The organism is Mesorhizobium sp. M0047 (assembly GCF_040323315.1).
Lineage (GTDB): Bacteria > Pseudomonadota > Alphaproteobacteria > Rhizobiales > Rhizobiaceae > Mesorhizobium.
This window is the reverse complement of sequence record NZ_JAMYUW010000011.1, coordinates 142,774-159,632: the sequence shown is the minus strand read 5'-3', so window position 1 is coordinate 159,632 and position 16,859 is coordinate 142,774. Positions and strand designations below refer to the sequence as shown.

The following is a 16,859-nucleotide window of genomic DNA, read 5'->3' as shown; positions in this document are numbered from 1 at the left end:
CAATGGCTTACCCGGAAATTGAGATCACCAAGCGGTTTTGGAACACCCAGCTGTTGGGAACGGACGCTCCGATTCCGAACGTCGGGGACAATGCCACGCCGGTCGCGCAAAATTGATGGTCATATGCCGCAATGCGGTCACCGGGGCTGACGACAACCGATCGGTGAGAAGCCGGGAAGCGGTGGCGGGCAACAGGGCGGTTCCCGGGGATTTTCTGGATGCGGAACTCTGGAGCCCGTTATGCAAGCATTTTCAGTTCATTCTATCGGCCGGCGCGGACGCGCCGCTGCCATGGCTCTGGTCATGGCCATGAGCGCGACCTTGACCAGCCCGCTGGTACTGCCCGGAACTCAGGCTCACGCGGCGGAAATTTCCGTTACCATCCGCGAAAGGCTTTCAAACTATGGCGGATGGCGAACCTCCGCGCGCTTCGGCGATGTCTGGGTTCCGACAGTCCGTACCGAATGGCGGCCCTACACCGAAGGTCACTGGGTCTGGACCGACGACGGCTGGTACTGGCAATCCACCGAGCCGTTTGGCGATGTCGTCTATCACTACGGCCGTTGGGCCTATGATCCAGATTTCGGCTGGGTGTGGATAGCCGGCGATCAATGGGCACCAGCCTGGGTGGTCTGGCGCCAGGGCGGCAACGATGTCGGCTGGGCGCCGGCGCCGCCCGATGTCGACGTCGCCTTCGACGATGCCTGGTGGTGTTTCGTGCCGGTGGCGGCGATCGGCGCGGTCGATCTGGTCAGGGTGGTGCGGCCGGTTCAGGAAAACGTCGTCATCGTGCGCAACACGACGATCATCAATCAGACCGTCGTGGTCAACAACGCGCCGCATGTGCGGCTCGGCAACCAGGTCGTTGCGATCAATGCCGGGCCCAGGCTGCAGCAATTGCCGAAGCCCGTCATCGAATCAATCCGGGCGGCAAAAGTGGTTCCGCCCCGCAAAGGGGTGTTTGCCAGTGCAAGGCTCGATGCTTCCAAGGGCGCGGAGATCAAGAGGCTGGCCGGCAATGGAATGCCCGTCGCCACGGCACCCAATGGAAACGGGCGAACTGTGGCGGGCCATGGCTCCAAGACGTCGATCGGCGACAAGGCCCTTTCTCCGGCCGCGGTGGCAGCGGGCAATCAGAGCGCCACCGTGCGCAAGCGCATGGCCGCCCGAAACGGTGCGAAGGCCGATGTGCTCAAGGCCCATGCCAACAAGACCGCAGGCAATGGGCGTATCATTGTAAAATCGCGGCCCAACCCGGCTTCGTCCAAGTCGGTTTCTGGCCAGCGCCTGACACGCGGGGCCGGGCCGCAAAAGCCGCACCAGCAGGCACTGGCCATGCGCGTGCCCCAGCACCGTGGCCCGGCGAAGGCGGCGCCCCACCACCCGCCGGCAAAGATGCAGGCCAGGAAGGTGTCCAAATGCGATCCGCGCGTTTCCCGCTGCAAGGCGCCGGCTGATCACCGCAATCGCGCCGGCACGCTGCGCGCCGGCGCGATTTTTCCCGTTGACAGGCTGCCTTTCCCGCCCTTAGTGTCCGCCACCATGAAAACGGCACTCATTCTCGTAGGAAAGCGCATGGGCAAGGCGGTGTAACCGCCGGGCGAAAACCCCCCATGCGCAGACACAGGCTCCCTCGGGAGCCTTTTTTATTGCCTGAAACACGACTAAACGACCAGCAATCGCCTGACGGCGGACAGTACGGGACAAGACCGATGAGCAACGGAAAGAACGAGCGGCGCGAGATGACAGGCGCCGAAATGGTGGTGCAGGCGCTGAAGGACAATGGCGTCAAGCACGTCTTCGGCTATCCGGGTGGCGCTGTCCTTCCGATCTATGACGAGATCTTTCAACAGGACGAGGTCGAGCACATCCTGGTGCGCCACGAGCAGGGTGCCGGCCATGCGGCTGAAGGCTATGCGCGTTCGACCGGCAAGGCCGGCGTGATGCTGGTGACCTCCGGTCCCGGCGCCACCAATGCCGTGACGCCGCTGCAGGACGCCTTGATGGATTCGATCCCGCTGGTCTGCCTGACCGGGCAGGTGCCGACCTCGCTGATCGGCTCCGACGCTTTTCAGGAATGCGATACGGTCGGCATCACGCGCCCCTGCACCAAGCACAACTGGCTGGTGAAGGACGTCAACGAACTCGCCGCGACCATCCACGAGGCTTTCCATGTCGCGACCACCGGCCGCCCCGGTCCGGTCGTCGTCGACATCCCAAAGGATGTGCAGTTCGCCAAGGGATTCTACGTCCCGCCGCAGATCGCGCCGCGCACCAGCTACCAGCCGAAGGTCCAGGGCGACCTGGACAAGATCAAGGTGGCGGTCGAGCTGATGGCCGGCGCCAAGAAGCCGATCATCTATAGCGGCGGCGGCGTCATCAATTCCGGCCCGGAAGCAAGCCATCTGCTGCGCGAGCTGGTCGATCTCACCGGTTTTCCGATCACCTCGACGCTGATGGGCCTCGGCGCCTATCCGGCATCGGGCAAGAACTGGATGGGCATGCTGGGCATGCACGGCACCTATGAAGCCAACATGGCCATGCATGATTGCGACGTGATGATCTGCATCGGCGCTCGGTTCGACGACCGTATCACCGGGCGGCTGACCGCGTTTTCGCCGAACTCGAAGAAGATCCACATCGACATCGATCCGTCGTCGATCAACAAGAATGTTCACACCGAGGTGCCGATCATCGGCGATGTCGGCCGGGTGCTGGAGGACATGGTGCGGCTGTGGCGGGCGAGCGCCAAGGCCGACAAGAAGGCGCTCTATCCCTGGTGGGAGCAGATCGCCAAATGGCGCGCGCGCGACTCGCTCGCCTACAAGATGAACAACGACGTGATCATGCCGCAATACGCCATCGAGCGGCTCTATGAACTGACCAAGGGCATGGACACCTACATCACCACCGAGGTCGGCCAGCACCAGATGTGGGCGGCGCAGCACTATCATTTCGAGAAGCCGAACCGCTGGATGACTTCGGGCGGGCTGGGCACGATGGGCTATGGCCTGCCGGCGGCGCTCGGCGTGCAGATCGCGCATCCCGACGCATTGGTCATCGACATCGCCGGCGATGCCTCGGTGCAGATGACAATGCAGGAGATGAGCGCTGCCGTGCAGCACGACGCGCCGATCAAGATCTTCATCTTGAACAACCAGTATATGGGCATGGTGCGGCAGTGGCAGCAGCTGCTGCACGGCAATCGCCTGTCCCATTCCTATACCGAGGCAATGCCCGACTTCGTCAAGCTGGCGGAGGCCTATGGCGGTCACGGCATCCGTTGCGAGAAGCCGGGTGAGTTGGACGACGCGATCAAGGAGATGATCTCGGTCAGGAAGCCGGTGCTGTTCGATTGCCGCGTGGCGACGCTCGCCAACTGCTTCCCGATGATCCCGTCGGGCAAGGCGCACAACGAGATGCTGCTGCCCGACGAGGCGACCGACGAGGCGGTGGCCAACGCCATCGACGCCAGGGGCAGGGAGCTGGTGTAGCCAGCAGAACCGGGGCAGGGCTGTCGCTAGAAGCCGTGCGCAAACAGAGAATTAGATCCAAGAGCTTGAAATCGAGATTCATGTCATGAACGCACAGCTACAACCGACCGGTTCCGCCTATTTCATCGCCAAGGAAACCGAAAAGCCGGAAAACCACACGCTTTCCGTGTTGGTCGACAACGAGCCGGGCGTGCTTGCCCGGGTCATCGGCCTGTTTTCAGGGCGCGGCTACAACATCGAGAGCCTGACCGTCTCCGAGACCGAACATGAGAAGCACTTGTCGCGTATCACCATCGTGACGCGCGGCACGCCGCATGTGCTGGAGCAGATCAAGCATCAGCTGGAGCGCATCGTGCCGGTGCACCGCGTCGTCGATCTGACCGTGCGTTCGCACGAATCCGGCCAGGAGCGGCCGCTGGAGCGCGAACTGGCGCTGGTCAAGGTGGCCGGCACCGGCGAGGCCCGCGTCGAGGCACTGCGGCTGGCCGACGCGTTCCGCGCCAGCGTCATCGACGCCAATACCGAGCATTTCATCTTCGAGATCACCGGCAAGGGCTCCAAGATCGACCAGTTCATCGCCATCATGAAGCCGCTCGGCCTGGTCGAAATCTGCCGCACCGGCGTGGCGGCGTTGAACCGCGGCCCACAGGCGATGTAAGCCCGCCGCATCGACAGTTTCGGCGGGGGCCTGGTTCGACCAGGAGCCGGCCGCTGGCCTTTGCGCTGCCCTCACGAAGCGACAATAATGCTGACATATCTGGGAGGATATCATGTCGCTTGACGCATTCCTTGCCCTGCTTGTCTACGCTTTCGTAACCTCGATCACGCCGGGGCCGAACAACCTCATGCTTCTGGCATCGGGAGTGAATTTCGGCCTCGTCAGATCGGTTCCACACATGCTGGGCATCAGCATCGGTTTTCTGGTGCTGCTGGTCGCCGTGGGTCTTGGCCTGGGTGCGGTGCTTACGGCTTTCCCGGCGTTGCACACCGGATTGAAGATCGCCGGCGGTGTCTATCTGCTCTATCTCGCCTGGAAGATCGCCATGTCGCGCTCGCTCAACGGCAAGGGCGAGGTGAAGGCGCGGCCGATGCGCTTCGTCGATGCGGCGGCGTTCCAGTGGGTCAATCCCAAGGCATGGGTGATGGCGATCACCGCCATGGCCGTCTACGCCAATCCTGAGCGTCCATTCCTGTCGGTGGTGTTGATCGCCGTGGCCTTCACCGTCGTCAATCTGCCAAGCGTCTCCGTGTGGGCGGGGTTCGGCACCGCGCTGCGCGGTTTCCTGTCGGATCCGGTGCGGTTGAAATGGTTCAACATCTCCATGGGCGTGCTCTTGGCGGCGACGCTTTGGCCGATGCTTGGATAGGTCGTGGGGCGCACCATCTGATCGTTACGAAACGGGATCCGGACTCTCGGATTGAGAGCCAAGCCGTGTTGCACATCCATTGTGCAGTGCACATTAAATCTTCGTAATGCCGTGTTTTGGCCCTTTTCCGACAAAGGCGTGACCTATCTATTCGGCGAAATCGCGGCAATGAGCCGTGAGTTGCGCTAGAATACGACCACCTGGCTATGGCGTGTCGGACAGAGAGGGCCTTTTGTCGATGCGTGGAAAAGTCATTCTTTCATTGCTTGCGGTCGCCTGTGTCGGCGCGGCCTGGCTCTATCTGTCTCCGGACACGCTGAGCAGAGTTCAGCAACTTACCGGCGCAAAGCAGGTCGCGGCGGCGGACAAACCGGCAACCGACAAGCCGACGGCGGGGGACAAGTCGGCAGGTGGCGGCAGTGGCGCCCGCTCGGCCTCGATCCTCTCGGCCGTCGCCTCCACCGCCGATTTCCCGATCCGGCGCTATGCGATCGGTTTCGTCTCCTCTCCGGCGGTCGTCAGCATCAATGCGCGGGTATCCAGCCAGATCGTCTCGATCGACGTCAAGGACGGGCAGATGGTCAGGGTTGGCGACGTTCTGTTTTCGCTTGATGACCGGGCGCTGAAGGCGCAACTGGCCAAGGACCAGGCGGCGCTCGCCAAGGACCAGGCAATGCTCGCCAGCTCGCAGTCCGATCTGCAGCGCGCCAAAGACCTGGTCGCCAAGCAGGCCGGCACGCAGCAGACCTATGACCAGGCAGTCGCTGCGGCGAAGGCTGCCGCGGCGACCGTCGATGCCGACAAGGCGACGATCGACGCCGACAACGTCCAGCTTGGCTTTGCCACGATCACGGCGCCGATTGCCGGCAGGCTGGGTGCGGTCAACGTCACCGTCGGCGACCTCGTCACCACCAGCAATGGCAACAGCAGCACGGCCACTCCGCTGGTGACCATCACCCAGATGGACCCGCTGCAGGTCAACTTCAATCTTCCTGAGAGCAACCTGGCGCTGCTGCACAAGGCACTCGCAAATCCGCAGCAAGGGGCAGTGACGCTGACCAAGGACGGCGACCCGACGCCGATCGGCAAGGGCACGCTCGATTTCGTTGATTCAAGCGTCGACACGGCGTCGGGCACGATCGCCACACGGGCAAGCATTCCGAATGCCGATCTTTCGCTATGGCCGGGGCAGTATGTGAATGTCGTGCTCGACGCCGGCATCATGCCGCGGATGACCTCCGTTCCCACGGTAGCGGTCCAGCCTAGCCAGAAGGGGCCGTTCGTCTATGTCGTCAATCCGGACAACACCGTCGAAATGCGCCCGGTGCAGGTGGCGCTGACCGAGGGCGAGAACAGCGCCATCAGCCAAGGGCTGAAAAGCGGTGAGAAAGTTGTCACCGAAGGCCAGACAAAGCTGAAGGACGGCGCCGCTGTGCATGAGGGCAACGCTGCGGCGGGTGCTGCCGCGCCCAAGGTGGCCGAGGCGGCCAAGGCCGGCGAGGCAGCCCGATGATCTCCGAATTTTGCATACGCCGGCCTGTCGCCACCCTTCTGATGTCGTTCGCCCTCGTGCTGGGCGGTCTGTTCGCTTACAAATTCCTGCCGGTGGCAGCACTTCCGAGTGCCGAATTCCCGGTGGTCAACGTCTCGGCTTCGCTGCCCGGCGCCTCTCCGGAAACCATGGCCACATCGGTGGCGACGCCCCTGATCAAGCAGTTCGCCACCATAGCCGGCATCGATTCGATCTCGACCAGCAACTCGCTTGGCTCGACCTCGATCGCCATCCAGTTCGTGCTTAACCGGGACATCGACGCCGCCGCCGCTGACGTGCAGGCGGCGATCGCGCGCACGCAAAGATCCCTGCCGCCGCAGATGACGTCGCCGCCGAGCTATCGCAAAGTCAATCCGGCCGACGCGCCCATTCTTTTGATGTCGCTGGTCAGCGACACGGTTCCACTGACCGATCTCGATGCTTTCGCGGAAAACGTCATCTCGCCGTCGCTGTCGACCATCGACGGGGTGGCTCAAGTTTCGATCTTCGGCCAGCAGAAATACGCCGTGCGCATCCAGATCGACCCGACCGCGCTTGCCGCGCGCGGCATCTCGATCGATCAGCTGCAGGCGGCGATCGCGTCCGCCAACAGCAACACGCCGCTCGGCGTGCTCCAGAACGACAAGCAGCAGCTCACGATCACCGCCAACACGCAGCTCAATGACGCGGCCGGTTTCTCCAACATCATCATCGCCACCAAAAACGGTCACCCGGTGCGGCTGGGCGAGGTGACCCGCGTCGTCGATTCGGTGCAGACGACCACGACCGCAAGTTGGTACGATGGCACCCGCGCGATCATCATGGCGGTGCAGCGCCAGCCCGACGCCAATACGGTCGACGTCGTCGACAAGGTCAAGGCGATGCTGCCGTCCTTCCAGGACCAGATGCCGGGCGCTGCCTCGATCAAGCTGCTCAACGATCGCTCGACCTCGATCCGCCAGGCCGTCGACGACGTGCAGTTCACGCTGGTGTTGACCATAGCGCTGGTGGTGATGGTGATCTTCGTGTTCCTGCGCCGGGTGACGGCAACCATCATCCCGGCCGTGGCGGTGCCGATTTCGCTGATTGCCACGCTTGGCGCGATGTTCCTGTTCGGCTTTTCCATCGACAACATATCGCTGATGGGCCTGACGCTGGCGGTCGGCCTTGTCGTCGACGACGCTATCGTGATGCTGGAAAACATCTTCCGCCACATGGAGGAGGATGGATTGTCGGCCTTCGATGCGTCGCTGAAGGGCGCGCGCGAAATCGGCTTCACCATCATCTCGATCTCGATCTCGCTGGTGGCCGTGTTCATCCCGGTGCTGCTGATGGGCGGCGTTATCGGCCGCATCTTCAACGAGTTCGCCGTCGTGGTGACGGTCGCCATCCTGGCGTCGATGTTCGTATCGCTGACGCTGACGCCGATGCTGTGCTCGCGCCTGCTGTCGGTCAGCAAGGCGGACCGCGACAAGCATGGCCCTGGCCATAAGCGGGATCTCGTTACACGCGGCTACGACCGGATCTTGAGTTTCTGCCTGAGGCACACCTTCCTGGTGTTCCTCGTCTTCATGGGAACCGCGGCAGCCTCGGTGTGGCTGATCGAGGCCTCGCCGAAGGGCTTCTTCCCGCAGGAGGATATCGGCCAGATATCGGTGACCACCATCGCGCGCCAGGACATCTCGTTCGACGCCATGTCCAAGCTGCAAGGGCAGGTCGCCAGCGTCTTCTCGCATTCGCCCTATGTCGACCATGTGGCGTGGTCGGCGGGCAGCGGCAACAATGCGCTCAACCAGGGGCAACTCTTCGTCCAGCTCAAGGGCAAGGACCAGCGTCCCGATATCGACAAGGTGCTTTCGGATCTGCGCAAGCAACTGGCCGGCGTGGCGGGTATCGAGACCTACATGCAGCCGGTGCAGAACCTGAGGCTGGGCGCACGGTCGTCGGCCAGCGCCTACCAGCTCGTGGTTCAAGGGCTCGATACCGGGCTGACCAACACCTGGGCGCAGAAACTGAATGACGCGATGGCAGCCGACCATACGAACTTCACCGACGTCACCAGCGATCTGCAGAACAATGCACTGCAGGCGACGCTGGTGGTGGATCGCGATAAGGCCGCGCAGCTCGGCATCGATACTGCCACGCTGCGCTCCGCCCTTTATGGCGGCTTCGGCACCGACCAGATTTCAACGATCTTCGGTTCGGCCGACAGCTACGAAGTCGTCACGGAGCTCGATCCCAAGATCGAATGGTCGCCGGAGCGGATGCTCGCCATCCAGATGAGGACTGCGAGCGGCAGTCTAGTTCCGCTTGGCGCCTTCGCCCGGGTCGATCGCACGGCAGGCGCCTTGACCGTCAACCAGCTCGGCCAGCTTCCGGCGGTGACGATCTCCTATAACCTGCCGCAGGGCGTGGCACTGGGTGACAGCGTAGCGCGCATCGACGCGCTCAAAGAGCAGATCGGCATGCCGACGGCGATCTCGACCACCTTTGCCGGCACGGCCAAGACCTTCCAGGATTCGCTAGCCAACCAGGGTCTTCTGGTCGGCGGCGCGATCCTGACCATCTATATCGTGCTCGGCATCCTGTACGAGAGCTTCATCCACCCGCTCACGATTCTCACCGGCCTGCCGTCGGCTGTGCTGGGTGCCGTCGTTGCCTTGCGCTTCGCCGGCATGGATCTGTCTGTCATCGCGGTGATCGGCATCCTGATGCTGATCGGCATCGTCAAGAAGAACGGCATCATGATGGTCGACGTCGCGCTCGAGCTCCGACGTGATGGCATGTCCGCGAAGGAATCCATCCACAAGGCCTGCCTGATGCGGTTCAGGCCGATCATGATGACGACGCTGGCGGCATTGATGGGAACCTTCCCGATCGCGCTCGGCACCGGCGCCAGCGCCGAGCTGCGCCAGCCGCTAGGTGTTGCCGTTGTCGGTGGTTTGCTTGCCTCGCAGGCGCTGACCCTGTTCGTGACCCCGGTGATCTATGTCTACATGGAGAATTTCTCGGGCTGGCTGGTCGGGCTTTGGTCGAAGCGCAAGGGCGATCGGAGCGCGGTCGAAGATGTCGACCAACCCTCATTACTCGATGCCAAGCAGGAAATGCCGCCCGAACCGCAGCGGGCGGCCGCCGAATGATGTAGCAGGGCCAGCGCCATGTGCCGCTGGCCCAAGGCGTTGCGCTTGCGGTGGCATCACGGGAAACGTAATTTGTCGCCATGTCCCACGACCATGACCATGACCACGACCACGACAACGAACTCGATCCGTTTGCCGCCCGCGTGCGCGCGCTGGAAACCATCCTCACTCAAAAGGGGCTGATCGATCCGGCGGCGATCGACGTCATCGTCGACACCTATGAAACAAAAATCGGGCCGCGCAACGGCGCCAGGGTGGTGGCCAGGGCCTGGGCCGACGCGGACTTTGCCGACTGGCTGAAACGCGATGCGACGGCGGCGATCGGATCGCTCGGCTATGCCGGCCGTCAGGGCGAACATATGCAGGCTGTCTTCAACACCGAGGAGACGCATAACCTCGTCGTCTGCACGCTGTGCTCCTGCTATCCGTGGTCGGTGCTCGGTCTGCCGCCGGTCTGGTACAAGGCCCCGCCCTATCGGTCGCGCGCCGTCATCGATCCGCGCGGGGTGCTGGAGGAATTCGGGCTGACGCTGCCGGCGGACAAGAAGATCCGCGTCTGGGATTCGACCGCGGAACTGCGCTACCTCGTCGTACCGATGCGGCCTGCGGGCACCGAGGGCTGGAGCGAGGAGCGGCTGGCGGAACTGGTGAGCCGCGACGCGATGATCGGCACCGGCCTGGCGAGACAGCCGGCGTGAACGGGCCGCAGGATCTCGGCGGACAGATGGGGTTCGGCCCGGTCGCGCCCGAAAAGGACGAGCCGTATTTTCATGCCGCCTGGGAAAGGCGGGCGCTCGGCGTGACGCTGACTGCCGGCGCCATGGGGGCGTGGAATATCGACGAGAGCCGGCATGCACGGGAATCGCTGCATCCGGCCGACTATTATGCCTCCAGCTACTACGAGATCTGGATCAAGGCGCTGGAGATCCTGCTCAAGCGCCATGGCTTCGTCAGCGAGCGCGATCTCGAGGCAGGCGTGGCGGTCGATCCGGCGGCGACACCAAAAAGGGTGCTGAAGGCGGAAAACGTGCCCGCAGTGCTGGCCAAGGGCGGTCCTTGCGACCGGGCGGTGGCGCAGCCGGCACGGTTCAAGGCCGGCGATGCCGTGCGGACCAAGAACTTCAACCCGACCGGCCACACGCGGCTGCCGCGCTACGCACGCGGCAAGCATGGAACGATCGAGGCGGTGCGCGGCGGGTTTGTGTTTCCCGACAGCAACGCGCATGGGCACGGCGAAAACCCGCAATGGGTCTACACCGTGGTTTTCGACGGGTTGGAGATTTGGGGCGAGGGGGCCGACCCGACACTGAGCGTGTCGATCGACGCCTGGGAGAGCTATCTTGAGCCGGCGTGACGGCGTCGTCGCAGATCTGCCACCGGGGATCGATGCCCCGGTGTTTGCCGAGCCATGGCAGGCCGAAGCCTTCGCCATGACGGTGGCGCTGCACGACAAGGGTGTGTTTTCGTGGAGCGAATGGGCGCAGGCGCTGTCGGCGCAAGTGAAGAACCCAGGCGCCGCGGCTGACGGCCATGACTATTACGAACATTGGCTGGCGGCGCTGGAGGGCCTGCTTGCCTCGAAAGGACTGGCCGCCAAGGCGGATGTAGACGCGATGGCCGAGTCCTGGGAACGCGCCGCACATGCCACCCCGCACGGCAAGCCGATCCTGCTGGAGAACGATCCCGGCCCGGCCCGATAGGGTCGTGGCGGCCCGACCCGATAGGTCGGCAACCCGTCCCAAGGACGTCGAGCGAGATCGTGTGTTCTCTTTACGTTCTGATTTGCCCCTGATAGCCTGACCCTGTCGGCGGCACTGAGGCGCCCGACCCGTCGATGGTGGTGATGGCTGTCTTGTCTTTCCCTTGCGAATCCGGTCTCTCGCGCTGATGGAATTCTCTCCCCAACAGGACGAGGCGTTGCAAGCGGTTGCTCGCTGGCTGAAGACCGGAAAGCCGCAGCTGTTCCGGCTGTTCGGCTATGCTGGCACCGGCAAGACGACGCTGGCACGTTATTTCGCCGAACATGTCGACGGCCAGGTGCAGTTCGCCGCCTTCACCGGCAAGGCCGCGCAGGTTCTGCGCTCCAAGGGCGCGGTCAATGCGCGCACCATCCATTCGCTGATCTACAGGCCCAAGGGCGAGGAATCGGTGTCGGACGAGGTCACCGGCAAGACCTCCATGTCGCCGACCTTCTCGCTCAACCGGCAAAGCCCGATCTCGCGGGCGAAACTGGTCGTCATCGACGAATGTTCGATGGTCGACGAACAGCTTGGCCGCGACCTGATGAGTTTCGGCACGCCGATCCTGGTGCTCGGTGACCCCGGCCAGTTGCCGCCGATCTCGGGTGGCGGTTTCTTCACCGATCACGAGCCGGATTTCCTGCTCACCGAAATTCACCGGCAGGCGCGCGACAATCCGATCCTGCGGCTGGCGCTCGACGTGCGCGAGGGCCGCGAGTTCATGCGCGGCGACTACGGCACGGCGCAGGTGATCGGCAAGGAAGACGTTACCCAGGAGCTGGTGCTGAAGGCGGACCAGGTGCTGGTCGGCACCAACCGCACCCGGCGCCGCTACAATCAGCGGCTGCGCGAGCTCAAAGGCTTCAATGCCGAGTATCCGCAGGCCGGCGACAAGCTGGTCTGCCTGCGCAACGATCCGGCCAAGGGCTTGCTCAACGGCTCGCTGTGGAAGGTGATGACCTCGTCGCGCGAGACAGTGAAGCCAGGCATCAATCTGCTGGTTTCACCGGAAGAGGACGATCCGGATCGCGGCGTCGCCAAGATCAAGTTGCTCAAGGCGGCTTTCGAGGATCCCGACGCCGATATCCCCTGGCAGCAGAAGAAGCGATTCGACGATTTCGACTATGGCTATGCGCTGACCGTGCACAAGGCACAGGGCTCGCAGTGGAACGAGATCGTGCTGTTCGATGAAAGCTGGGCCTTCAAGGAAACCCGCCAGCGCTGGCTCTACACCGCCATCACGCGGGCGGCGGAGCGGCTGACGATCGTCAGGTAGAGGCGGCGGGACGCTGTCGGTCCCCGACAGGCCGCGCAGCAAGCCATTGCCAGGCCGCGGCTTCGTCCTCGATCTTGAAGTGCCTGAATTCGATGGGCGGCGAGGACGGCAGAAAGCGTTGTGCGTCCGCTATCCAATCCGGTTCGCCTATCGTCGCGCAACGTCCGACATGTTCCAATGCATGGATGGCGCCCTGCTTCAGGGTCTCGTCCGCGATATCGGCCCAGTCGACGCCCTCATGGTCGATGAGGCGCACCAGCACGTCGATGCGCTGGTGGAGGGCATAGGCAGCCTCCAGCAACCCGAAAAGGTTTTCGCCGTCGGCCGCGGAAACGTGCCCGACGACATCGATGGCTAAAAGGTCGTCACGAGTGGTCTCGACACGGCGAATAGCCGGCACGGCATCGAGAAAATTCATGGGTGCGTCCTTTCCCGGACTCATTCATCAGGCTCCTGGAACACCCGAAACCCCCAGTCTGTTCCCACCGAAGGCATTACTGTTCCCGCTAAACGCATTATAGGTGGCGCATCGAATGATTTCCGAGGCCATCGCCATGCCCGCAAAACTCTCCGTCAATCTCAATGCCATCGCCATGCTGCGCAACCGGCGCGACCTGCCGTGGCCCAGCGTCACCGGCCTCGGCCGCATTGCACTCCAGGCTGGGGCGCACGGACTGACGGTGCATCCGCGCCCCGACGAGAGGCACACAAGACACTCCGACCTGCCCGAGATCCGGTCGCTGATCGACGACGAGTTTCCGCGCGCCGAATTCAACATAGAGGGCTATCCAACCGAGGAGTTCCTGGCACTTGTGGAAAAGCATCAGCCCGAACAGGTGACGCTGGTGCCGGACGATCCCGCCCAGGCAACCTCCGACCACGGCTGGAACTTCGCGGCCCAGGCTGCGTTCCTTACTCCGGTCGTCAAACGCCTGAAAAAGGGAGGCTTTCGCGTGTCGCTGTTTGCCGATCCGGACCCCGATTGCGTGGCTGCCGCGCGCGATACCGGGACCGATCGTATCGAGCTCTACACGGGTCCGTATGGAAGCTGTCATTCGGATTCCGCCAAGGCGGCCAAGGAATTGGAAAGGTTGGGAAAAACCGCCGATGCAGCGCTTGCTGCCGGGCTTCAGGTCAATGCCGGGCATGATCTGGTGGTTAGCAATCTGCCTGCGCTTGCCAAGCGCATTCCGGCATTGGCCGAAGTGTCGATCGGACACGGGTTGACAGCCGACGCGTTGGAGTATGGCATGGCCGGCACGGTGGGGCGATTTCTCAAGGCCTGCGGGTGGTAGCGATGGCAGCTTCGCGCGACAGACATGGCAGCCATTACCCGACGGCACTTGATATTGCATCGCAGCAAGCGTAGAGCACCGCGCGCTTATCGGAGTGTCGTCCATGGCCCTTACCAATGCTGGTACTGAGGCAGAACCCGTCGAACAATCAAGCCATCCAGAGGTCGAACAGCACAGCACCAAGGTCCTGATGCTGGGCGCGCTCGGTATCGTCTATGGTGATATTGGCACCAGCCCGATCTACGCCTTTCGCGAAGCTTTGCACGCCTCGTCCGGCGGCGATGTCGCCGATCGTGGCGACATCCTTGGTGTGTTGTCGCTGATTATCTGGTCGCTCACGATTACGGTTACTGTAAAATATATCATGTTCGTGCTGCGCGCCGACAACCGTGGCGAGGGCGGCGTGCTGTCCCTGATGGCGCTGGCGCGCGGCAGCTTCCCGACGCGCTCGGCGATCATTCTCGCCATCGGCATCGTCGGGGCCTCTCTGTTTTTCGGCGATGCCGTCATCACGCCGGCCATCTCGGTCCTTTCGGCGGTCGAGGGCATGAATGTCGTCACGCCTGCCTTCCAGCCTTATGTGGTACCGCTGACGTTGGTTATCCTGGCCATATTGTTCGCGGTGCAGCGGTTCGGCACGGGTGGTGTTGGCTTGGTGTTCGGCCCGGTAACCGCCGTGTGGTTCCTCGCCATTGGCCTTTCCGGCCTCAATCACATCATCGCCGACCCGGAAATCCTGTGGGCGGTGAGCCCGCACCATATCGTCGCCTTTCTGATCAATTCGCCCGACGTTGCCTTCGTCACCGTCGGCGCCGTCTTCCTTGCCGTCACCGGCGCCGAGGCGCTCTATGCCGATCTCGGTCATTTCGGCCGCAAACCGATCGTGCTCGCCTGGCTGGCGATCGTGTTCCCTTGTCTGCTGCTCAACTATGCCGGGCAGGGCGCCTTCGTGCTGGCCAACGGCGGAGTCGTCGGCCATCCATTCTTCGAGATGAACGGGGGTTGGACGCTGATCCCGATGGTGGTGCTGGCGACCGCTGCGACGGTGATCGCCAGCCAGGCGGTCATATCAGGCGCTTTCTCGCTGACCCGGCAGGCGGTGCAGCTCAACATGCTGCCGCGCCTGGAAATCCTGCACACGTCGGAAAAGCAGTCCGGCCAGATCTACATGCCGCGCGTCAATCTGTTGCTGGCGCTGGTGGTGATGATGCTTGTCGTTGGCTTCGGCGAGTCCAGCAGGCTGGCCTCGGCCTATGGCATCTCGGTGACCGGCAACATGCTGGTGACGACGACCCTGCTCTTCGTGATCATGACGCGTATCTGGAAATGGAACCTCTGGCCGGCAATCGCGCTGACGGCGCTGTTCTTGTTCATCGATATCGGCTTCTTTGCCTCCAACATCGTCAAGGTATTCGAGGGCGGTTGGGCCTCGTTGGCGGTGGCCTTCGCTATCATCATGGCCATGTGGACCTGGGTGCGCGGCAGTCGCTATCTGTTCGACAAGACCCGCCGCAACGAAATCCCGCTCGATTTCCTCGCCGGCAATCTGTTGAAGAAGAAACCTCAGCTGGTGTCGGGCACCGCCGTGTTCCTGACCAGCGATCCGCTCAGCGCGCCAACCGCGCTGATGCACAGCCTCAAGCACTACAAGGTGCTGCACGAGCAGAACGTCATCCTTTCGGTGGTGACGGCGCCTCAGCCGGTGGTGCCCGACAGCGACCGGGTCAAGATGGAGACGGTCAACGAGCTGTTCATGCGGGTGACGCTGACCTTCGGCTACATGGAGCAGCCCAACATCCCGCGCGCGCTGGCGATCTGCCGCAAGCAGGGGTGGAAGTTCGACATCATGACGACCTCGTTCTTCCTGTCGCGGCGCTCGCTCAAGGCCTCGCCCAATTCAGGCATGCCGGTGTGGCAGGACCGGTTGTTCATTGGCCTGGCGCGCACGGCGGCCGATGCGACCGAGTATTTCCAGATCCCGACCGGTCGTGTCGTTGAGATCGGTACACAAGTAGCGATCTAAACAGGCGATTGGCAAACGGGCTGTGCCTGACAGCACAGCCCTGCCATACCGGCGAAAATGCCGCCTCAGCCCGCCAATGCGGTTTTGTTCGCCTCGAGAAATTGCTTCAACGTCTTTGGCGTCCTGCCGGAAAGCGTCTCGATCGCGTCGGTCACAATGGCGATGCGGCCTGCGCGCGTGTTTGCGTCGAACGACACGACGACGTCAGCGAAATCCTCGGGAACGCCTGCTGCCTTCACCCCTTCCGTCAAGGCTTCATCCGGAACCTGCACGACATTGAGCGGCTTTCCGGTGACCTCGCTCACCAGGGCGGCGATTTCGGCCGTGGTGTAGGCGTGCGGGCCGGTCAACGTGTAGGTCTTGCTTTCGTTCGAGGCGCCGGCGAGGCCGGCGGCAATCGCTGCTGCCATGTCATCGCGTGCGCCGTGCGCAATGCGGCCTTCGCCGGCGGACGTATACCAGTGTCCAGAGGCGATCGCGTGCGGCAGGGCCATGAACAGGTTCTCCTGGTACCAGCCGTTGCGGAAGATCGTGTAGGGGATGCCACTCGCCTTGATCGCCTGCTCGGTGCCGTAGTGGTCGCCGGCAAACAGGACCGGCGACACCGGCTCCGGATTGGGCATCGAGGTGTAGAGCAGATGCGAAACGCCGGCGTTCTTGGCCGCCGCGACTGCATTTTCGTGCTGCCTCAGGCGCTTGCCGCTTTTGAGATCGAGATCGCCGGTCGAGATGATCAGCACCTTGTCGGCGCCCTTGAATGCGGTTTCCAGCGAGGCCGCGTCGTTGAAATCGGCGGCCCTGACGACAACGCCGCGCGCCGCTAGATCGGCCCCGTTTTCTGGATTGCGTGTGGTGGCGATGATCTTTGCCGGCGGAACTTTGTGCGTGTCCAAGAGATAGTTGATGACGCCGCGGCCAAGCTGGCCGGAGGCGCCGGTGACGAGAAGGGTTTCGGTCATGGGGGATCCTGACGTTGCGCCCGCAAGGGCGGATC

Annotated in this window: 14 protein-coding genes; 12 read left to right on the top strand and 2 right to left on the bottom strand. The window is 63.1% G+C overall.

What is annotated here, in order from left to right; genetic code table 11:
• Positions 1–240 precede the first annotated feature (240 nt).
• The 10 genes from NKJ89_RS13460 (at position 241) to NKJ89_RS13415 (ending at position 12,547) form a co-directional block, all read left to right on the top strand.
• On the top strand, positions 241–1,593 hold the full coding sequence (locus NKJ89_RS13460) for a DUF6600 domain-containing protein (RefSeq protein ID WP_352603000.1): 1,353 nt from the start codon (positions 241–243) through the stop codon (positions 1,591–1,593).
• Positions 1,594–1,712: 119 nt separating this feature from the next.
• A complete protein-coding gene (locus NKJ89_RS13455; RefSeq protein ID WP_352602998.1) occupies positions 1,713–3,494 on the top strand; it encodes an acetolactate synthase 3 large subunit in 1,782 nt (593 codons plus the stop codon).
• 85 nt (positions 3,495–3,579) lie between these two features.
• Positions 3,580–4,152, top strand: a complete 573-nt coding sequence (gene ilvN / locus NKJ89_RS13450; RefSeq protein WP_023757090.1) for an acetolactate synthase small subunit — start codon at positions 3,580–3,582, stop codon at positions 4,150–4,152.
• Positions 4,153–4,264: 112 nt separating this feature from the next.
• Positions 4,265–4,861, top strand: coding sequence for a LysE family translocator (locus NKJ89_RS13445; RefSeq protein WP_352602996.1), 597 nt, complete (start codon positions 4,265–4,267; stop codon positions 4,859–4,861).
• Between the two features lie 238 nt (positions 4,862–5,099).
• The gene (locus tag NKJ89_RS13440) at positions 5,100–6,374 is read left to right on the top strand and encodes an efflux RND transporter periplasmic adaptor subunit (RefSeq protein ID WP_352602994.1); all 1,275 of its coding nucleotides are present in this window, start codon (positions 5,100–5,102) and stop codon (positions 6,372–6,374) included.
• Positions 6,371–9,532 (top strand): efflux RND transporter permease subunit, encoded by a 3,162-nt coding sequence (locus NKJ89_RS13435; protein ID WP_352602992.1) that lies wholly within the window; start codon positions 6,371–6,373, stop codon positions 9,530–9,532. The genes NKJ89_RS13440 and NKJ89_RS13435 overlap by 4 nt, the downstream gene beginning before the upstream one ends.
• Before the next feature lie 80 nt (positions 9,533–9,612).
• Positions 9,613–10,230, top strand: coding sequence for a nitrile hydratase subunit alpha (gene nthA, locus NKJ89_RS13430; RefSeq protein WP_352602990.1), 618 nt, complete (start codon positions 9,613–9,615; stop codon positions 10,228–10,230).
• Positions 10,227–10,886: a nitrile hydratase subunit beta gene (gene nthB, locus NKJ89_RS13425; protein WP_352602988.1), complete on the top strand. Its 660-nt coding sequence runs from the start codon at positions 10,227–10,229 to the stop codon at positions 10,884–10,886. Before nthA ends, nthB begins: the two co-directional genes overlap by 4 nt.
• Positions 10,873–11,232 (top strand): nitrile hydratase accessory protein, encoded by a 360-nt coding sequence (locus tag NKJ89_RS13420; RefSeq protein WP_352602986.1) that lies wholly within the window; start codon positions 10,873–10,875, stop codon positions 11,230–11,232. Before nthB ends, NKJ89_RS13420 begins: the two co-directional genes overlap by 14 nt.
• A 187-nt stretch (positions 11,233–11,419) precedes the next feature.
• Entirely contained in the window at positions 11,420–12,547 is a 1,128-nt protein-coding gene (locus tag NKJ89_RS13415; RefSeq protein ID WP_023757098.1) for an ATP-dependent DNA helicase, read from the top strand.
• Here NKJ89_RS13415 and NKJ89_RS13410 read toward each other — a convergent pair.
• Positions 12,540–12,965, bottom strand: a complete 426-nt coding sequence (locus NKJ89_RS13410; protein WP_352603080.1) for a SpoIIAA family protein — start codon at positions 12,963–12,965, stop codon at positions 12,540–12,542. The genes NKJ89_RS13415 and NKJ89_RS13410 overlap by 8 nt on opposite strands.
• A gap of 136 nt (positions 12,966–13,101) precedes the next feature.
• On the opposite strand from NKJ89_RS13410, the gene NKJ89_RS13405 reads away from it, so the two are divergent.
• Together NKJ89_RS13405 and NKJ89_RS13400 are read left to right on the top strand one after the other, a co-directional pair.
• Positions 13,102–13,842: a pyridoxine 5'-phosphate synthase gene (locus NKJ89_RS13405; protein WP_352603078.1), complete on the top strand. Its 741-nt coding sequence runs from the start codon at positions 13,102–13,104 to the stop codon at positions 13,840–13,842.
• Between the two features lie 103 nt (positions 13,843–13,945).
• Positions 13,946–15,865, top strand: coding sequence for a potassium transporter Kup (locus tag NKJ89_RS13400; RefSeq protein ID WP_352602984.1), 1,920 nt, complete (start codon positions 13,946–13,948; stop codon positions 15,863–15,865).
• A 65-nt stretch (positions 15,866–15,930) separates the two neighbouring features.
• Here NKJ89_RS13400 and NKJ89_RS13395 read toward each other — a convergent pair whose 3' ends face one another.
• Positions 15,931–16,824, bottom strand: a complete 894-nt coding sequence (locus NKJ89_RS13395; protein ID WP_352602982.1) for an SDR family oxidoreductase — start codon at positions 16,822–16,824, stop codon at positions 15,931–15,933.
• Between the last annotated feature and the right edge of the window lie 35 nt (positions 16,825–16,859).